This window comes from Psychroflexus longus (assembly GCF_020164595.1).
Lineage (GTDB): Bacteria > Bacteroidota > Bacteroidia > Flavobacteriales > Flavobacteriaceae > Psychroflexus > Psychroflexus longus.
The window spans coordinates 67,134-84,661 of sequence record NZ_JAIQZE010000005.1; the positions used below are offsets into that span (position 1 = coordinate 67,134).

Below are 17,528 nucleotides of genomic sequence, written 5' to 3' on the forward strand. Positions count from 1 at the left end.
TTCACTTCGTGAAAGTTTCCAAACGCATTCTTCCTATTATAGTTTTTGATCAGTTTTGTTGTACATCGCTTTGGTTTGCTGGTAATGCGGTGATGAACGAGCTGGTTGCTAACTTCAATTTGCCGCCCAGCGCTCTTGGGCATTTAACCTCTGCGGTTCAGTTAGGATTTATTCTGGGGACCTTAATTTTTGCAGTGTTGAGTATAGCAGACCGGTTTTCCCCTTCCCGGGTCTTCTTCTTTTCTGCACTCCTTGGCGCAGGATTTAATTTGGCTATTGTTTGGGAAGGCAATACCATGTTGAGCTTACTAGCCTTTAGGTTTCTGACAGGTTTTTTTCTAGCTGGAATCTATCCAGTTGGAATGAAAATAGCAGCCGATTATTACGAAAAAGGCTTGGGTAAATCCCTTAGTTTTTTAGTAGGGGCTTTAGTCCTAGGCACAGCTTTTCCGCATTTGCTCAAAGACATGACGGAAGGATTTCTTTGGAAATCAGTTATGATCGTGACTTCTCTATTAGCCGTTTTGGGAGGTGTGTTGATTTTGCTTTTAGTACCAGACGGTCCTTACAGGCAATCAGGTCGTAACTTAAAATTTTCCGCTTTTTTTAAAGTCTTCCATAATCGCAATTTCAGGGCTGCAGCTTTTGGCTACTTTGGACACATGTGGGAGTTATATGCCTTTTGGGCTTTTGTGCCTATTCTATTACAAATCTATAAGTCGTCGCATCTAGAGATCACCTTCAATGTTTCATTAGTATCATTTCTCGTCATAGCTATTGGAGGATTATCCTGTGTTTTAGGCGGCTATTTGTCTCAAGGTTTCGGTACAAAACGGATAGCATTCTTAGCCTTGCTTTTATCCTGCGTATGCTGTTTGGTTTCTCCATGGATGTTGGGCACCGAAAGTGAAATTCTATTTATAGGATTTTTACTGCTGTGGGGCATGGTTGTCATAGCAGATTCACCACTTTTATCCACACTAGTTGCTCAAAATGCACCAGCCGAAATCAAAGGCACAGCGCTCACAATTGTCAACAGCATAGGTTTTGCCATTACCATTGTGAGCATCCAGCTCCTCAATATTTTGAGTGTATGGACAAGTAGTAATTTCATTTATATTCTTCTGGCTATAGGACCTGTTTTGGGATTGATTGCTTTGAGGAAAACAAGTAAAGTATCCAGTTAGGTCATTAATCCCTTTTTATTCTGAATTCGTTCCCGTTAGCTTACTAAATCACGATACATTTCTTAAGGCTTTGTACTGGCTTTTAAGATCCAAAGCCATAGAGGTTGCAGCTGAAAGTTAAAAACCGCTAACCTTGTGACCTTTGTGCCTCTGAGGTAAAGACTACAGCCGTGAGGAGATTAACCAGAATTTTACCAAATATTTAAAAGCCATTAGAGGCAAGAAGAAACTCAAAAGCATTTATTTTGAATTTCTTTAAAATTGGCTATGCTCAAAATTGCATTTCATCCCATTTACAAACACCCCTTGCCTGAGGGCCATCGCTTTCCGATGGAAAAATACGATTTGTTACCCAAGCAATTGCTTCACGAGGGGACTTGTAAACAAGATAATTTTTTCCAGCCAGAGATTCGAGAAGAAAATGAAAAGTACATTCAGTTGGTACATACGCCAGAGTATTTGAAGGAATTATACAGCATTAGCATTGAGCCTAGAAAAGCCAGAAAAATAGGATTTCCACTTTCGGAAGTATTGGTAGAACGCGAACGCATCATCACCGATGGTACGATCAAAGCTTGCAATTATGCCTTGGAGCATGGAGTTGCGATGAACATTGCCGGTGGTACTCACCATGCTTACTCAGATCATGGCGAAGCTTTTTGTATGCTCAACGATCAGGCGATTGGCGCGCAGTATTTACTCCAGAATAAATTTGCAAAACAGATTTTGGTAGTCGATCTCGATGTGCACCAAGGAAATGGGACGGCAGAGATTTTTCAAAACGACGATCGGGTGTTTACCTTTTCCATGCATGGCAAAAGCAATTACCCGTTCAAAAAAGAAGTGTCCGATTTGGATATCCCCATGGAAAACGACTGCGGTGATAAGGTCTATCTCAAAACCTTAAAAAACACTTTGCCAAACCTCATCGACCGAATAAAACCTGATTTTATTTTCTTCTTGTCAGGCGTTGACATTTTGAGTACGGATAAATTGGGAAAACTAGGTTGTTCAGTGGAAGGCTGCAAAAAAAGAGATGAATTTGTCTTTGAGCAATGCCTCAATTATGAAATTCCTGTTGAAGTGAGTATGGGTGGAGGCTACTCCAAAGATATCAAAACTATCATCGACGCGCATGCCAATACTTACAGGACAGCGCAAAACATGTACTTTTAGTCTGTAGTCACTAGTTTCAAGTCGGTAGTCAAAAAATGATTAATTAATAATTTTTAATTTAAAATGATAATTAGCTGAGTTAGTAACCGATGACAATAATTTTGAAATTATTTGTGTTTCCAACTAAAACCCTTCAGCATCAAAGCCGTTCTCAAAATATCCTTTTGACTCACTATACCAATAATTTTTCCATCTTCTAAGACGGGAAAGCGACGTCTTTTGGATTTTAAAAACAATTGCGCAGCGTCAAAAAGATTTACATCGGGTGACATTACATCGACTTCTCTGGACATGTATTTCTCTACACTTGTGTCCTCCATGGGCATGTTGTAATACCGACTTTCAGAAATTTGTTTGACGCAGTCTCCTTCAGAAATGATTCCAATAACCCGTTTTTGATCATCGACCACTGGACCACCAGATATTCTGAATTTGATAAGCATATCCACAACTTCAATGATACTTTGATTCTTATTAAAAAGAATCATGCTTTGAGACATGCAATCCCTAACGGTAATTTTTTCTGCTTGTACATTGGCTTCACCCACTTGATTACCTTGAAAACTTTTAATGCCCATAATTTTTAATTTGACATTAAATTAATCATTAAAATGTTGATATATCAATTTTAAAGGTTAAAAAATAGAATATAATCAAATTAAACTGATAAAATTTTAAATTAAAGTCATTTACATCGCAGCTAATAACCCTGTTTTAATGTGGAAAATTGTTTATTTCCTCCCCGGCTGCTTGATTTCATAACCAGATTTAGTTTTGTCTTCTTTCACCATTTGCTTTACATCTTCCAGCAATTGTTGAGCATCGTAAATGATTCCGTCTTTGATGGTGTATTTCACACCGCCAACTCGAGTCACTTCATTGTCTTCAGTTAATTTGATGGCGCCAGTGCCGTAAAGCACTTTCAAATTTTCTAATGGGTTTTCTTCGACGATTACAAAATCAGCTAGTTTCCCTACTTCAACGGTTCCAATTTTATCTTCCATGCCTAGCGCCTCCGCTCCGTTGAGTGTGGCTGACATCATAATTTCCAAAGGATGAAATCCAGCTTCTCTTAGTAGTTCCAATTCACGAACATATGCAAAACCATAGAGTTGAAATATAAATCCAGAATCAGACCCCGTGGTCACTCGGCCACCTCTGTTTTTGTATTCGTTGACAAAGGTCATCCACAGTTGATAGTTTTTTCTCCAGGTCGTTTCTTCTTCGGTTCCCCAATAATGCCAATGTGAGCCGTGTGAAATTTTACTAGGCTGGTAGAATTCCCAAAGCGAAGGCAATGTGTATTCCTCATGCCATTCTGCTCGGCTGGTTCTCATCAAATCTCGGTTAGCCTCATAAATATTAAAAGTAGGATCTATGGTAAAATCCAGCTCCAGCAATTCATTCATGACTTCGTTCCATTTGTCGGAATATGGCGGAGCTGCTTGTTCCCACAATTCGCCTGCACCTGCAAATCGGTCTTGTTCGTTGTTATAATTGTAATCTAGTTTATAATGCTGAACAGTTCTGTCTGTAAACAAAGCTTCTGGTAAGCCATACCAGTGCTCCATGCTGGTAAGACCAGCTCTTGCAGAATTCAGTACATTCCATCGGGCAACGTTCATTTGAGCGTGGTGCATAGCAGAACGCAATCCCAATCTTTTATTTTCTTCAAGTGCAGTTTGCATAATTTCTGGTCTGGCGCCGAAAAATTTAATGCCATCTGCTCCTTTTTTAGCATTTTCATTCACCCATTCTTTAGCCATTTTAGGCGAACTTATTTCTTTTTCACTCCCTTGTCCGAAGGCTGTGTAAGCCAAAATTCTTGGGGCTGTGATTTCGTTTTTAGCAGATTTTTTCTTGTGTTCCAGCACCCAGTCCAGTCCATTGCCCGCTGAAGGATCACGGATGGTTGTTATCCCGTGCCCCATCCAAAGTTTAAAAACATACTCCGCAGGAGTGCCTTGAGCTTCCCCGCCAATATGCCCGTGCATATCTACAAAGCCTGGCATCAAATACATGCCGGAAGCATCGAGTTCCTTACCCCCAGATTTGAGCTGAGGTCTATTATCTTCTTTAATCTCTACCCCGGGATATCCCACGGTTTTAACTTCAGTAATTTTATTTTGCTCCACGACAATATCAACAGGTCCTGTGGGTGGTGCACCATTTCCATTGATTAGCGTAACTCCGCGTATAATCAGTTGTGACCAAGGGCCCTCTCCTTCAGCTCTCTCTGGAGCACTTTCGATTTGTGACCAAGCCGTAACTTGAATTAACAAAACACATAGCGATAGTAATAGCTTTTTCATAATTTAATTTTTTTCAAAAAATAAAGGTAAGAAAGTTTATGAGCATGAAAACCAATCCCTCCACTAGTAACTGTTCTTGAAAATTTATAATAAATCGAAGATTGAATTCATTATGCATTATTATTTCTTTTGATTTTAATACTACTGACTTAAAGGTTTTGCGATAATTTTTAAGACATTTAAGTTAAGTTAATAGATTAGTAATCAGCTTGAAGTTAACTTTGCACCTCAAGACAAGAAGAAAATTTTAGAATGGCTAAAAGAAAAAAGGAATCTGACCTTCCCAAAGTAAAACTGAACAAAGAAAACCTTAAGAAATCTTTACGCCTCTTTTCCTACATCGGACCCCACAAATGGAAGCTGATCATCGGGATGATTTTCCTGGGATTCACAGGTCTTACAGCTTTGCTTTTTCCAAAATTGATGGGGGATCTCATCGAGACTGCAGATTTTAATGCCGATGAGATCAATAGAATGGGACTTATTCTGCTAGGACTCTTTACAGCTCAAGCTGTGTTTTCCTTTTTCCGGGTCGTTCTATTTGTGAATGTGACCGAAAATATGCTTTCTGCTATAAGACAAGATACTTACAATACCTTGGTAAAAATGCCAATGCAGTTCTTTTCCTCTCGACGCGTTAGCGAATTAAATAGTCGCGTAGCCGCAGATATTTCTCAAATTCAAGATACTTTTACCACAGGCATTGCCGAGTTTTTAAGGCAAATGATCATTGTGATTGGCGGAATAACGGCCCTATTCTTTACTTCAGTTAAACTGTCTCTGTTGATGTTGGCAACCATTCCCATATTTGCTATAGTTGCTGTGTTTTTTGGTAAATTCATCAAAAAATTATCTAAGGAAACTCAGGATAAAGTAGCCGATTCCAATACCATTGTAGGAGAAAGTTTGCAAGGCATTGCCAATGTAAAAGCTTTTACGAACGAAGCTTTTGAAATGCTGAGGTACAAATTTGCCGTTAACGATATCAAGAAAATAGCCATCAAAGGAGGCTTGGCACGTGGCGCTTTTTCATCATTTATCATCTTCTGTATTTTTGGGGCTATCGTGCTTTTAGTATGGTACGCTGTCAAACTTCAGAATGTTGGAGAACTGACTCAATCCGAATTGATCACCTTTATTCTTTATACGATATTCGTTGGCGCCTCCATTGGAGGATTACCGATCCAATACGCGCAAATTCAAAAAGCAATTGGCGCCACAGAACGGGTTTTTGATTTGATAGATGAAGAGCCGGAAGTGATTATAGAAAACTCCACACCTCAGCCTATTCACGGTAAACTGAGTTTTAAGAATCTAAAATTTGCCTATCCTACCCGACCAGAACTCACTGTTCTAAAAAACATAAGCTTTGAGGCCAAAGAAGGCGAAACTGTTGCTATAGTTGGTCCTAGTGGAGCTGGAAAATCTACGATAGCCTCTTTGATTTTAAGATTTTATGAGCCTCAGGATGGACAGATGTTATTGGATGATGTGCCAGCTTCAGAATTTACCTTGCACGATTTAAGAAGCCAGATGGCTATTGTCCCGCAGGATATTTTACTTTTTGGAGGAACCATAAAAGAAAATATTGCTTACGGAAAGCCTGAAGCAAGTAATGAAGAGATATTGGAAGCCGCCAAAAAAGCCAATGCTCACGAATTTATCATGTCGTTTCCAGAGCAATATGAAACCATTGTAGGTGAACGTGGCGTTCAGCTTTCTGGAGGTCAGCGTCAACGAGTGGCAATTGCCAGGGCCGTTTTGAAAAATCCGGTGATTTTAATTCTGGATGAAGCGACAAGCTCGCTGGATTCAGAATCTGAAAAGCTGGTACAAGATGCGTTAGATAAGTTGATGCAAGGCAGAACGTCTTTTGTAATTGCTCACCGCTTATCCACGATCAAAAATGCAGAACAGATATTAGTTTTAGAAGACGGAGAGATAATTGAAAGAGGAACTCACGCTGATCTTTTAGAAAAAGAAAATGGATTGTATCACAAATTGATTCAGTTGCAAATGGAGCTCAACTAGCTTTAAATGTACTAAGTCATTAATTGAAATTCAAACCAAAATTCTAACTGGATTAAATTCAGAAAAAAATCATTTCAACAAAGTATTGCCTTAATGTAATTTTATAATTTAGAGTCTTTTAATTCTCAATACACAATCACTATGTCACCATTAAAAACGTCTTTTCCAAAAGGTAAAATGAAAATTGTTATTTTGGAAAGTATAAGTCAATCGGCTGTAGAATCTTTTAAAAAGGCTGGGTATACTCAAATCGAACAGTATCCTGGTGCTTTATCTGGTGAAGAATTGGATGAAGTTTTGAAAGATGCAAAAGTGGTTTGTGTGAGGTCCAAAACGCAACTGACGGAGGAGGTTATTCAAAAAGCCAAAAAGTTAGTCGCCATTGGTTGTTTCTGTATTGGTACCAATCAGGTTGATCTGGATGCTGCTAATAAAGCTGGTGTCTGCGTTTTCAATGCGCCGTTTAGCAACACGAGGTCTGTGGCAGAGTTGGTGATTGCCTCTGCTATTATGTTGATAAGACGTATCCCAGACAAAGATAAAGCGGCTCACGCCGGAGAATGGGATAAAGATTCTACCAATGCCCATGAAATTCGAGGCAAGAAACTTGGCGTTGTAGGCTATGGTCATATTGGTTCTCAGGTCTCGATTTTGGCCGAAGCCATGGGATTGAAGGTGTTTTATTATGACGTGGAAAATAAATTACCACTGGGAAATGCCGAAGAAGTCACCGATCTTAAAACTCTAATTGAAGATTGTGATTTGATCACGCTTCATGTGCCAGGAACCAATGGAACCAAAAATCTTTTTGATAAACAAGTTTTGAGCTGGTTTAACAAGGGGCAGATGTTGATCAACATGAGCCGTGGTAATGTAGTAGACATTGAAGCTTTGAAAACAGCTTTGGAAGATGGACGAATTGGTGGAGCAGCCGTTGATGTTTTTCCTGAAGAGCCAAAGAACAAAGCTGAAAAGTTTTCTTCACCACTTCAGAATATTTCTAATGTTATTCTGACGCCGCACATTGGTGGTTCGACAGAAGAAGCCCAATGGAATATCGGTCTGGATGTGTCAGCAAAATTGATAAAATACATTGAAAGTGGTTCAAGCATTGGTAGTCATTCCATTCCAGAACTGTCCTTACCAAAAATGGAAGACACACATAGAATACTCCATATTCATAAAAATGTTTCCGGAGTCCTTTCTGAAATTAACTCCAAGATCTCAAAGCTGGATGTAAACATCCTGGGACAGTATCTGAGCACTAATATTGATGTAGGTTATGTTGTACTGGACATTGCTAAAAACGACTCTCTAGACACCTTAAAAGAGCTGAGGCAAATAGAACATACCATAAAAGTAAGGATACTTTATTAGTAAAAAAATATTTAACTGAGTACTTATCTGGTCTTTAACCAGCCAGTAATACTTAGTCTTTCCTCGTTGAGGACTTCTTTTACTTCATGTTCAAGAACCTGGCTTTCAAAAATGACAACTCTTCCTGGTAACGGATATATTGTGATTTCTTCTTTTCCTTTTGGATATAAGATGAGTTCTCCTCCATTGGTCGTTTTCCAAGAATTATCGTTGAGGTAGCACACCATAGAAAGCTTACGTCTATCATCATTTTGAAAGGTATCTATATGCTTTTGATAAAAAGTTCCTTTGGGATAGACTGCATAATGAAACTCTTGATGTAAAAGTCCCATAAAACAAGTTCTGTTCAAATAGTCTTTAAAATGATGAATCTGTTGAAAAAAACGCTTTTCTACTGAATTTGCTTTGAGTTCGTCTATCCATTGGATATAATCTCCACGGATGCTTTTTTCGATTGATTCATTTACCCTATTTCCAATAGCAGCCTTTTTAAGATTGCTTTGATTGTATAAAGTTTTAAGTTCAATTCTTAAAAGGTCTACCAGAGATTCTTCAAGAAAAGTATCACATATGGAATAGCCTTGTTCTAAAATATCAGAAATAATGAGCTCATAAAGAGGGTTTTCAACTGAAGAAATAGCCTCTGTCAAAAGTGTTTTAGTCATCTGAGATCGTTAAAATATAATTTTCAAATTTAGTTTTTTAATACTTTAGGCTGTTCTAATTTTTTGATTCTTCGCTGAGGATTTTTTTCTTGATTTTCAAACTCAAAATTCAATGCTATTTTCATTGCTAAATAACCTTACTTGTTTCTTGGGAAATGATTTTGCCTAACAGAACCTCTAAAAGCTCACTTGATATTCGTATTCTTTTTTTGTTTGCCCTCTAGCACTAGACTATTGGTCAGAGAAAACCATCAATTATTTTTTTCACTTAGAAGTATTGAGAGACTTTTTGAAGACTTGAGAATCAAAAATGAATGTAATCCCGTAACCTTATAATTTTATAATTCCAGTATCTTTGCAGCAATATTTGAGATTATGGCAAAAATTAGAATTACCAAACAATTTACGTTCGAAACTGCTCACGCTCTTTACGGTTACGACGGGAAATGTAAAAATGTTCACGGGCATAGTTACAGTCTGGATGTGACTGTTATAGGAAATCCTATAACCGATATAAGCAATGTCAAATGTGGAATGGTGATTGACTTTGGCGACCTCAAACGAATTGTGAAAACCGAGGTTGTAGACGTTATGGATCACGCTATTCTACTCAATAAAAACACGCCGCATATTGAACTCGCAGAGTATTTAAAATCTTCCGGACATAATGTTGTTCTTGTAGATTATCAACCCACAAGTGAAAATATGATAGCTGATTTTGCTGAAAAGATTTCTAAAAAGTTAGCTAAAGACATCAAGTTACATTCCCTCAAACTTAGAGAAACCGGAACTGCTTTCGCAGAATGGTACGCCAGTGATAATAGTTAAAAGTCTATTTCAAATTCTGTGGTCTCTTCTTTTTCTTCGCCTGTTTCATCTTCAGAAAATTCGTCACAATCAACTTGAATACTAAGATTATCGGGTCTTTCAAACTTTTCTTTTGAAACATCCAAGCTTTCATCCGCATAAATATCCTTCATGTACATCCCCCAGATAGGTAAAGCTAAGGTTGCTCCCTGACCGTAAGCGATAGTTTCAAATCTTACACTTCTGTCTTCACCGCCTACCCAAACGCCTGTAGCAAGGTTGGGCACCATTCCAATAAACCAACCATCACTTTGGTTTTGTGTGGTTCCTGTTTTTCCTGCGATATCATTCTCAAAAGCATAAGGATATCCGGTCACAGCTCTTTTATAAGGTTCGCTATTTTTAGCATAATCAGAATTTGATTTTAGTCGTCTACCAGAACCAGATTGAGTAACCCCTTCTAATAACTGTATAGTAACATAAGCTGCTTCTTCACTTAAGACATCACGACTTTGCGGCTGATGTTGGTAAAGAATAGTTCCGTTTTTATCTTCTATACGCTGTATGGCATAAGGCTTTACGTAAACGCCTTTGTTGGCAAATGCACTATAAGCCGAAACCATGTCGTAAACACTTATATCTGCAGTACCCAAAGCTATAGCAGCAACAGGTTGTATTCGTGATGTATCAATGCCTAACTTGTCAATTAAATTGATGACACTTTCGGGACCAGTCCTGTCAATTACTCTGGCTGTGATAGTATTGATAGATTCGGCCAAAGCTTGTTTCAAAGTCTTTATACCTCCATAATCATCATCACCGCCAGCGTTGGAGGGCGTCCAGTCTTCGGTAACACCATGTTTTCCTTTAGGTATGGTATAAGGTGTATTAGGAAATTCCTTACACGGCGAATAATGCAATTGATCTATTGCAGTAGCATACACAAATGGTTTGAAGGTAGACCCCACTTGACGTTTTGCCTGTTTAACATGCTCGTATTTAAAAAACTTATAATTTACACCACCTACCCAGGCTTTTATCTCTCCGGTTTGTGGAGTCATGGACATCATTCCAGTATTCAAAAATGATTTGTAATATCTGATAGAATCCTTTGGAGTCATTAAGGTATCAATTGGGCCATTCCAAGAAAATAAGCGCATTTCGCGTTTTCTGTTAAAGGTAGCCATGATAGAATCTTCTTCAATTCCTCTTCGCTTCATTCTTTTGTAGCGGTCAGAATTTCTCATTCCCTTTTTAAGAATGCTTTCTATTTCTGAAGCATCAATACTTCTGAAGGGAGCTGTTTTGTTATTTTGATTTTGACGATCAAATTCTTTCTGCAGATTTTTGAGATGTTTCTCAACTGCTGTTTCAGCATAGGCTTGCATTTTATAATCTACCGAGGTGTAGATTTTTAATCCATCTCTATACATACTGTAAGAACTCCCATCTGGTTTCGGATTATCCTCAATCCAGTCTTTCATAAATTCCTGGACGTAAGCTCGAAAGTAGGTCGCAATACCATCGTCGTGCTCTTCTGGAGAAAAGTAAGTTACAAGCGGTAAATCCTGTAGAGAATCTTTCACTTTTTGATTAATAAATCCATTTTTCTCCATTTGTTTTAAGACCTGATTTCTTCTTTGTTCAGAATTCTCTTTGAACTGGTCTTTTACAGGATTATAAAGAATAGGATTTTTCAACATAGCTACCAGTGTAGCAGATTCTTCTACCGTAAGATCTTTAGGTTCTTTTGAAAAATAAATTCTTGAAGCAGAACGTATCCCAACAGCCTGATACAAAAAATCAAACTTGTTTAGGTACATCGTGATAATTTCATTTTTGGTGTATTGTTCTTCTAGTCGAATTGCAATCACCCATTCTTTTACTTTTTGAATTATCCTATTGAAAGTTCCACTCTTGTTGGGGTCTGTAAACAAAAGTTTGGAAAGTTGTTGTGTAATTGTACTTGCACCACCTCTTTTACCAAGATAAATAGCAGCTCTCAAGGTACCTCTGGCGTCTATACCGGAATGGCTGTAAAATCTTTCGTCTTCGGTTGCAACAAGAGCGTTGATGAGATGATCTGGAAGATCTTCGTAATTGATGGGAGTTCTGTTCTCTTTAAAGTACTTTCCAAGAGTTTGCCCGTCCGCAGAAATTACTTCTGTAGCAAGATTTGTTTCTGGATTTTCAAGTTCTTCAAAAGTAGGCATAGGTCCTAACGCACCCCAACTAGCCAGAAGGAAAATAAAGATAACACTTAGGATTCCTACAAAGAATACTATCCAAAAGCCAAGTATATATTTCTTGAATCCCTTTTTTGGTGTTGATGTTTTACTCATAATAATTTAAAAAAACATTAATTTTCAGTCGGTTTGATGGTTTCCAAATGTACACCAAAGTCCATTATTCCGTGCAATGTATCCAGCGCTTCTACTTTTTCAAACTTACGCATGGCGTGCTTTACTTCTAAAGTATAATCTCCTTTTTCAGTAAAAATTACATTTGATTTATACCACAATTTACTCTCTTTTACACTTCCGAAACCTTTGCCCATTAACTCTCCGTCAGATTCAGCCATTTCATATTCCAAAGTATCTCCAATTTGTTTCCCATTGGGAAATGAAATGTTGGCGATGAGGTATAGATTGTTGAATTCATAATCCTGGTTCACTCTTGTCACAAAAAATAAATCGTATGGTTTGATGGTGTCTGGTGCTTGAATATCAAACATCAAAGTATCACTTTTGAACCAGCCATAATCAAAACTTTTATAATCAGAATACATGACATTATCCTGACAGCTGACTAAAAACACACAAAAGCCAACCAGAAAGCAGAGTTTATGAGTTTGCATTGTTTCTTTTCGACTTCTTATTTTTATTTGACTTTCTCTTATTTTTAGGCTTATTTCGTTTTGGTTTGTCAAAACGAGTTAGGCTATCCTGACCAAACGAGTTGGAAAATTCTGTCTTTTCAGGAGTAACTTCAGTAGTAAATTCCTCAAGACTTGCCACAGGTTTTTTCTCCCGTTGAGCTTTCAAAATCACTTTTACAGCATCTGTATCCAGTTCAATCCAGTTGTTGTATTCTTTTTCATAAGCATACCATAGTTTGCCTTTGAAAATGTCGATTTTTTGACAAACGGCATCACCTTTTTGGGTCGTCAGTTTTTGATCTTGTCTTGGAAAGTCTTTCAGGGCTTCAAGATAAGTGTCCAATTCGTAATTGAGACAACATTTCAATTTTCCACATTGTCCAGCAAGTTTTAGAGGGTTCAAGGACAATTGTTGATATCTCGCCGCCGAAGTTTTTACCGTTCTAAAATCGGTCAACCAGGTAGAACAACACAGCTCACGACCACAGGAACCAATTCCGCCAAGTCTTGCTGCTTCTTGTCTAAAGCCTATTTGGCGCATTTCAATCCGAGTTTTAAACTCGTAGGCAAATTCTTTTATCAGTTGTCTAAAATCAACGCGTTCTTCAGCCGTATAATAAAAGATAGCTTTAGAACCATCCCCTTGAAATTCGATATCGCTTATTTTCATTCTCAAGTCCAGGCGTATAGCTATTTGCCTAGCTTTGACCTTCATCTTGTCCTCGCGTTCTCTCGCAGCTTGCCAAACGTCTATATCCTTTTGAGAGGCTTTTCTATAAACTTTGCCCACTTCTTTTGAAGTTGGGTCTGTATTTTTCTTTTTCATCTGTACCCTTACCAATTCCCCGGTAAGTGTGACGATGCCAATATCATGACCTGGAGAAGCCTCAGTGGCTACAATGTCTCCAATAGAAAGCGTCAAATTTTCGGTATTTCTAAAAAATTCCTTTCTACTATTCTTAAATCTAACCTCGACACAGTCAAAAGCCTTTTGATTTCCTGGTAGCTCAACATCAGACAACCAGTCAAAAACCGTTAGCTTATTACATCCATCTGTTCCGCATGTCCCGTTATTTTTACAGCCTTTAGGTTGACCATCCTTTCCGGTCGAGCAAGTGCTACATCCCATAAATTATATATATTGAAGCGTTTCTTAGTTTAAAACGCTGAAGATTAATTATTCTTATTTAGAACTTCAAAGATACCAAATAATTACTAGAGACCTTATATTGCTTTTTTGGACTTATTCTGAATTTGATAGCGTGTAGATTAAGTTTTTTCGATCTTTGCTTCAAAAATTAAGTTAGATTGAAACACCCTATATACATCAACAGTTTCGGATCTATTTCTGCTTTAGGGCATAATCAGGAAACTATATTGAACAATTACCAAAATGACACTGTTCATTTTTCAAAGTTGGAATGGGAAAATACTTCTGTTCTCGGCGCTAGTCTTCCTATATCCTCTTCAAAAGAAATTGATAAACTTTCTAAAGAAAATACCAGATATAAAGATCTGGACAAGTCTGTGCTTATGGCCATTTTTACGGCTAGAAAAGCAATTTCAAAGCTTGACTTTAGACCAGAATCCACAGGGATTAATATCGGTTCTTCGCGTGGAGCTACAGCTTTATTTGAACATCATCACAAAGATTTTTTGGAAGGCAAGAAATTATCACCTTTAACCTCTCCAACCACCACTTTGGGAAATATTTCGTCTTGGGTAGCTCAGGATATTGGCGTTGAAGGGCCAAACATAAGTCATTCTATTACTTGCTCTACAGCCTTACATGCCATGTTGAACGCCAAAGCCTGGCTTCAGGCGGATATGTGCGATCTGTTTTTAGTTGGAGGCTCAGAAGCGCCCTTGACAGAATTTACCATTGCTCAAATGCAAGCTCTGAAGCTTTATTCAAAACTAAACACTGAATTTCCTTGTGAAAGTTTAAAACTCAACAAACTTCAAAATACTCTTATTCTTGGAGAGGGCTCTGCTACGGCAGTGATGTCAAAATCATCAGAAAATGCTTTAGCGCAAATCACAGGATTTGGTTATGCGACGGAGCAAATCACTCACAACATTTCCATTTCTTCGGATGCCAAATGCTTTCAAAAATCCATGACAATGGCATTGGAAGAAGCAGGAAGAAGTTCTTTAGATGCCATAGTTTTGCATGCCCCAGGAACAAAAAAGGGAGATCAAGCGGAAGTGAGCGCCATTCAAAAAACATTTGAAACTTCACCTTTCCTCACCACTAACAAATGGAAGTTGGGTCATACGTTTGGGGCTTCAGGCATGTTGAATGTCGAGATGGCTTTGTTGATGCTGAAGACTGGTGAGTTTTTCGAAAATCCATTTTATAAGCAAACAAAATCTTCAAAACCCGTAGAATCTGTTTTGGTGAATGCTGTGGGTTTTGGAGGAAATGCGGTGAGCATTTTGCTAGAGAAACCTATACAATAGAAATTAATTTGACTCAAATATTTTTCAGAATAGATAATACAACTTGTTTTTTCTATTTTTGGGTTATTAAATAAAATACAATGACAAGAAACGACTGGACCAAGGAAGAGATTTTAGAAATTTATAATAAGCCTTTAATGGAGTTGCTTTACGAAGCGGCTACTGTTCATAGAATACACCACGACCCCAACAAAGTACAAGTGTCTACTTTGCTGTCTATAAAAACAGGAGGTTGCCCGGAAGACTGCGGCTATTGCCCGCAAGCGGCCCGCTACCACACCGATATTGAAGGCAATGACTTGATGAGCGTTTCGCAGGTGAAAGCGCAAGCTTTGAGAGCAAAAGCTTCTGGAAGTTCAAGAGTGTGTATGGGTGCTGCATGGAGAAATGTAAAGGACGGAGAGGAGTTTGATAACGTTTTGGAAATGGTGAGAACCATCAATAAATTGAATATGGAAGTCTGCTGTACCTTGGGTATGGTGACAGAAAATCAGGCACAACGTTTGGCAGAAGCTGGACTTTACGCCTACAACCACAACTTAGATTCTTCAGAAGAATATTATAAAGAAGTCATTTCCACCAGAGGTTATCAAGATAGATTGGATACAATCGGTAATGTAAGAAAAAGCAATGTGACCGTTTGTAGTGGAGGAATCATTGGTATGGGTGAATCTTTGGAAGATAGAGCAGGCATGTTGGTGGCGCTGGCTACTTTAAATCCACAACCAGAATCTACACCGATTAACGCTTTGGTTCCTGTTGAAGGAACACCGCTGGAAGAGCAACAAAAAGTATCCATCTGGGAAATGCTGCGTATGGTAGCCACCACCAGAATCGTCATGCCAGAAACTCAAGTAAGACTTTCTGCAGGTAGAACGGACATGAGTAGGGAAGGCCAGGCGATGTGTTTCTTTGCCGGTGCGAATTCTATTTTTGCAGGAGATAAATTGTTGACCACGCCAAACCCTGATGTGAATGAAGACATGGAAATGTTTAAGCTTTTAGGTCTTGAACCACAAAAACCTTTCGAGAAAAAATCTCAGCCACAATCGGTTTCAGCCGAAGAATCTCAATACAAACCACTTGGTGAAAAGCCAAAATGGTCAAGACCTGGACATACGATAGAACGTAATGTTGAGGCAAAACAAAAAGCTAAGACTAAAGCTTAGCACCTTATAAACTTACCTAAAAGTTACAATAAGCTTCATTTTGGCAGATCCCGAAATGAAGCTTATTTTTGTATGTTATGAATCCTAACAAAAAACTCAACCTACAACCTGTAGATAGGGTAGCAACAATTTCTCCGCAAGATTTTGTTGAGAAGTATGTGAAGCCTCAAAAGCCTGTCGTCATTGAACAACTCACACATGACTGGCCAGCTTATGAAAAGTGGTCCCTTGCCTATCTAAAAGACATTGCTGGTGAGGTAGAGGTACCTTTGTACGATAACCGTCCAGTTTCTGCAAAAGACAAATTCAATGAGCCTCATGCAAAAATGAAACTCAAGGACTATGTAGATCTTTTGAAAAAAGGACCTACCCAATATAGAATCTTTCTCTTTAATTTAATGAAGGAAGTTCCTGAGCTTCAGGAACATTTTAAAATGCCAAACCTTGGAATTAAGTTTTTAGAAAAACTCCCATTTCTGTTTTTTGGAGCTGAGAATTCTTCAGTGTTTATGCATTATGACATCGACTTTGCTAATATTCTTCATATTCATTTTGAGGGTAAAAAGCGTTGTATTATTTACCCGCCTTCAGAAACTAAATTTCTTTATAAAGTCCCCAATGCGCTGATTAGTTTAAACGAAATAGATTTCAATAATCCTGACTTAGAAAAGTTCCCCGCTTTAAAACTAGCTAAAGGTTACGAAGCTTATCTAGAACATGGAGAAGCCTTGTATATGCCAGAAGGTTATTGGCATAACATGACTTACTTAACCCCAGGATTTTCCATGAGTTTGAGAACTTTACCAAAAAGTGCTAAAAATTTAGGTAAAGCGCTCTACAACTTAACCATTATGAGAGGTTTTGAGAATGTTATGCGAAAATTTAAAGGAGAGGATTGGATTGACTACAAAAATAAGAGGGCATATCGTCGACAAAATGAGCGATTAGAAAAGTAATTACATGGGGAGTAACTCATTGATTACATCATAAATCAACTCCGTTTCGTAGCCTTTGTAAGCCAGATGCTGATACAACTTTTGCCTCTTTTTATAGTCATTTGGCTCTTTTATGGTTTTCAGTTTTTGTTCAGATAAGTCTCTGAGTGTGTTGAGATAATCATCCTCATCAATTTCAGACAGACCAGCTTTAAGATTATATGCAGATATGTCTTTAGCTTTCAATTCTCGGGTTATTCTTAAACGCCCGTATTTCTTTATTCTGAATTTGCCACGTGCATAACTTCTGGCAAAGCGTTCTTCATTAAGAAAATCTTCTTCAATAAGTTTGGTAATAATGTAGGCTTTAGCATCTTCATACATCTCGAGGTCATATAGTTTCTGTTCCACCTCCTGATGACATCTATCCTGATAAACGCAGTAATTCATCACCTTTAGAAGAGCTTCGTCTACGGTTAATGATTTCTTGGGTTTAAAATTTTCTTTCGGCATTTTCAGTAAAATAGA

At 38.1% G+C, this 17,528-nt stretch carries 15 protein-coding genes; 8 read left to right on the forward strand and 7 right to left on the reverse strand.

The window, feature by feature from the left end:
* The first annotated feature begins 8 nt into the window (after positions 1-8).
* Positions 9-1,187 carry an MFS transporter gene (locus LB452_RS06345; RefSeq protein WP_224460893.1) on the forward strand — a complete coding sequence of 393 codons (1,179 nt, stop codon included), beginning with the start codon at positions 9-11 and terminating at the stop codon, positions 1,185-1,187.
* A gap of 267 nt (positions 1,188-1,454) precedes the next feature.
* Complete coding sequence (locus LB452_RS06350; protein WP_224460894.1) at positions 1,455-2,363, forward strand: histone deacetylase family protein; 909 nt, start codon at positions 1,455-1,457, stop codon at positions 2,361-2,363.
* A gap of 107 nt (positions 2,364-2,470) precedes the next feature.
* Here LB452_RS06350 and LB452_RS06355 read toward each other — a convergent pair whose 3' ends face one another.
* Entirely contained in the window at positions 2,471-2,941 is a 471-nt protein-coding gene (locus tag LB452_RS06355) for a CBS domain-containing protein (protein ID WP_224460895.1), read from the reverse strand.
* A 153-nt stretch (positions 2,942-3,094) separates the two neighbouring features.
* The gene (locus LB452_RS06360) at positions 3,095-4,675 is read right to left on the reverse strand and encodes an amidohydrolase family protein (protein WP_224460896.1); all 1,581 of its coding nucleotides are present in this window, start codon (positions 4,673-4,675) and stop codon (positions 3,095-3,097) included.
* Between the two features lie 252 nt (positions 4,676-4,927).
* Here LB452_RS06360 and LB452_RS06365 point away from each other — a divergent pair, with 252 nt between their 5' ends.
* On the forward strand, positions 4,928-6,706 hold the full coding sequence (locus LB452_RS06365; RefSeq protein ID WP_224460897.1) for an ABC transporter ATP-binding protein: 1,779 nt from the start codon (positions 4,928-4,930) through the stop codon (positions 6,704-6,706).
* Between the two features lie 141 nt (positions 6,707-6,847).
* A complete protein-coding gene (gene serA, locus LB452_RS06370) occupies positions 6,848-8,083 on the forward strand; it encodes a phosphoglycerate dehydrogenase (protein WP_224460898.1) in 1,236 nt (411 codons plus the stop codon).
* A 23-nt stretch (positions 8,084-8,106) separates the two neighbouring features.
* Here serA and LB452_RS06375 read toward each other — a convergent pair whose 3' ends face one another.
* Positions 8,107-8,748, reverse strand: a complete 642-nt coding sequence (locus LB452_RS06375) for a 2OG-Fe(II) oxygenase (RefSeq protein ID WP_224460899.1) — start codon at positions 8,746-8,748, stop codon at positions 8,107-8,109.
* Positions 8,749-9,123: 375 nt separating this feature from the next.
* Between LB452_RS06375 and LB452_RS06380 the strand changes: the two genes are divergently transcribed.
* On the forward strand, positions 9,124-9,576 hold the full coding sequence (locus LB452_RS06380) for a 6-pyruvoyl trahydropterin synthase family protein (RefSeq protein WP_224460900.1): 453 nt from the start codon (positions 9,124-9,126) through the stop codon (positions 9,574-9,576).
* Here LB452_RS06380 and LB452_RS06385 read toward each other — a convergent pair.
* Genes LB452_RS06385 through LB452_RS06395 form a run of 3 tightly spaced genes read right to left on the reverse strand, consistent with a single transcriptional unit; the run spans position 9,573 to position 13,562 of the window.
* Positions 9,573-11,897: a penicillin-binding protein 1A gene (locus LB452_RS06385; protein WP_224460901.1), complete on the reverse strand. Its 2,325-nt coding sequence runs from the start codon at positions 11,895-11,897 to the stop codon at positions 9,573-9,575. The genes LB452_RS06380 and LB452_RS06385 overlap by 4 nt on opposite strands.
* A gap of 17 nt (positions 11,898-11,914) precedes the next feature.
* Positions 11,915-12,412 (reverse strand): gliding motility lipoprotein GldH, encoded by a 498-nt coding sequence (locus LB452_RS06390; protein ID WP_224460902.1) that lies wholly within the window; start codon positions 12,410-12,412, stop codon positions 11,915-11,917.
* Positions 12,399-13,562: a PSP1 domain-containing protein gene (locus LB452_RS06395; protein ID WP_224460903.1), complete on the reverse strand. Its 1,164-nt coding sequence runs from the start codon at positions 13,560-13,562 to the stop codon at positions 12,399-12,401. The genes LB452_RS06390 and LB452_RS06395 overlap by 14 nt, the downstream gene beginning before the upstream one ends.
* A 179-nt stretch (positions 13,563-13,741) precedes the next feature.
* Between LB452_RS06395 and LB452_RS06400 the strand changes: the two genes are divergently transcribed.
* The 3 genes from LB452_RS06400 to LB452_RS06410 all read left to right on the forward strand — a co-directional run bounded on the left by LB452_RS06400 (position 13,742) and on the right by LB452_RS06410 (position 17,021).
* Positions 13,742-14,896, forward strand: a complete 1,155-nt coding sequence (locus tag LB452_RS06400; protein WP_224460904.1) for a beta-ketoacyl synthase N-terminal-like domain-containing protein — start codon at positions 13,742-13,744, stop codon at positions 14,894-14,896.
* 80 nt (positions 14,897-14,976) lie between these two features.
* The gene (gene bioB / locus LB452_RS06405; RefSeq protein ID WP_224460905.1) at positions 14,977-16,065 is read left to right on the forward strand and encodes a biotin synthase BioB; all 1,089 of its coding nucleotides are present in this window, start codon (positions 14,977-14,979) and stop codon (positions 16,063-16,065) included.
* 77 nt (positions 16,066-16,142) lie between these two features.
* Entirely contained in the window at positions 16,143-17,021 is an 879-nt protein-coding gene (locus tag LB452_RS06410; protein WP_224460906.1) for a cupin-like domain-containing protein, read from the forward strand.
* On the opposite strand, the gene LB452_RS06415 is transcribed toward LB452_RS06410, so the two are convergent.
* The gene (locus tag LB452_RS06415; RefSeq protein ID WP_224460907.1) at positions 17,022-17,513 is read right to left on the reverse strand and encodes a regulatory protein RecX; all 492 of its coding nucleotides are present in this window, start codon (positions 17,511-17,513) and stop codon (positions 17,022-17,024) included.
* Between the last annotated feature and the right edge of the window lie 15 nt (positions 17,514-17,528).

What these genes read in the sequence shown, in the direction of transcription:
- LB452_RS06395 (WP_224460903.1), bottom strand. Translation starts at nt 13,562, where the DNA reads ATGGGATGTAGCACTTGCTCGACCGGAAAGGATGGTCAACCTAAAGGC.
- bioB (WP_224460905.1), top strand. Translation starts at nt 14,977, where the DNA reads ATGACAAGAAACGACTGGACCAAGGAAGAGATTTTAGAAATTTATAAT.
- LB452_RS06375 (WP_224460899.1), bottom strand. Translation starts at nt 8,748, where the DNA reads ATGACTAAAACACTTTTGACAGAGGCTATTTCTTCAGTTGAAAACCCT.
- LB452_RS06415 (WP_224460907.1), bottom strand. Translation starts at nt 17,513, where the DNA reads ATGCCGAAAGAAAATTTTAAACCCAAGAAATCATTAACCGTAGACGAA.
- LB452_RS06350 (WP_224460894.1), top strand. Translation starts at nt 1,455, where the DNA reads ATGCTCAAAATTGCATTTCATCCCATTTACAAACACCCCTTGCCTGAG.
- LB452_RS06385 (WP_224460901.1), bottom strand. Translation starts at nt 11,897, where the DNA reads ATGAGTAAAACATCAACACCAAAAAAGGGATTCAAGAAATATATACTT.
- LB452_RS06360 (WP_224460896.1), bottom strand. Translation starts at nt 4,675, where the DNA reads ATGAAAAAGCTATTACTATCGCTATGTGTTTTGTTAATTCAAGTTACG.
- LB452_RS06365 (WP_224460897.1), top strand. Translation starts at nt 4,928, where the DNA reads ATGGCTAAAAGAAAAAAGGAATCTGACCTTCCCAAAGTAAAACTGAAC.
- LB452_RS06410 (WP_224460906.1), top strand. Translation starts at nt 16,143, where the DNA reads ATGAATCCTAACAAAAAACTCAACCTACAACCTGTAGATAGGGTAGCA.
- LB452_RS06390 (WP_224460902.1), bottom strand. Translation starts at nt 12,412, where the DNA reads ATGCAAACTCATAAACTCTGCTTTCTGGTTGGCTTTTGTGTGTTTTTA.
- LB452_RS06355 (WP_224460895.1), bottom strand. Translation starts at nt 2,941, where the DNA reads ATGGGCATTAAAAGTTTTCAAGGTAATCAAGTGGGTGAAGCCAATGTA.
- LB452_RS06380 (WP_224460900.1), top strand. Translation starts at nt 9,124, where the DNA reads ATGGCAAAAATTAGAATTACCAAACAATTTACGTTCGAAACTGCTCAC.
- serA (WP_224460898.1), top strand. Translation starts at nt 6,848, where the DNA reads ATGTCACCATTAAAAACGTCTTTTCCAAAAGGTAAAATGAAAATTGTT.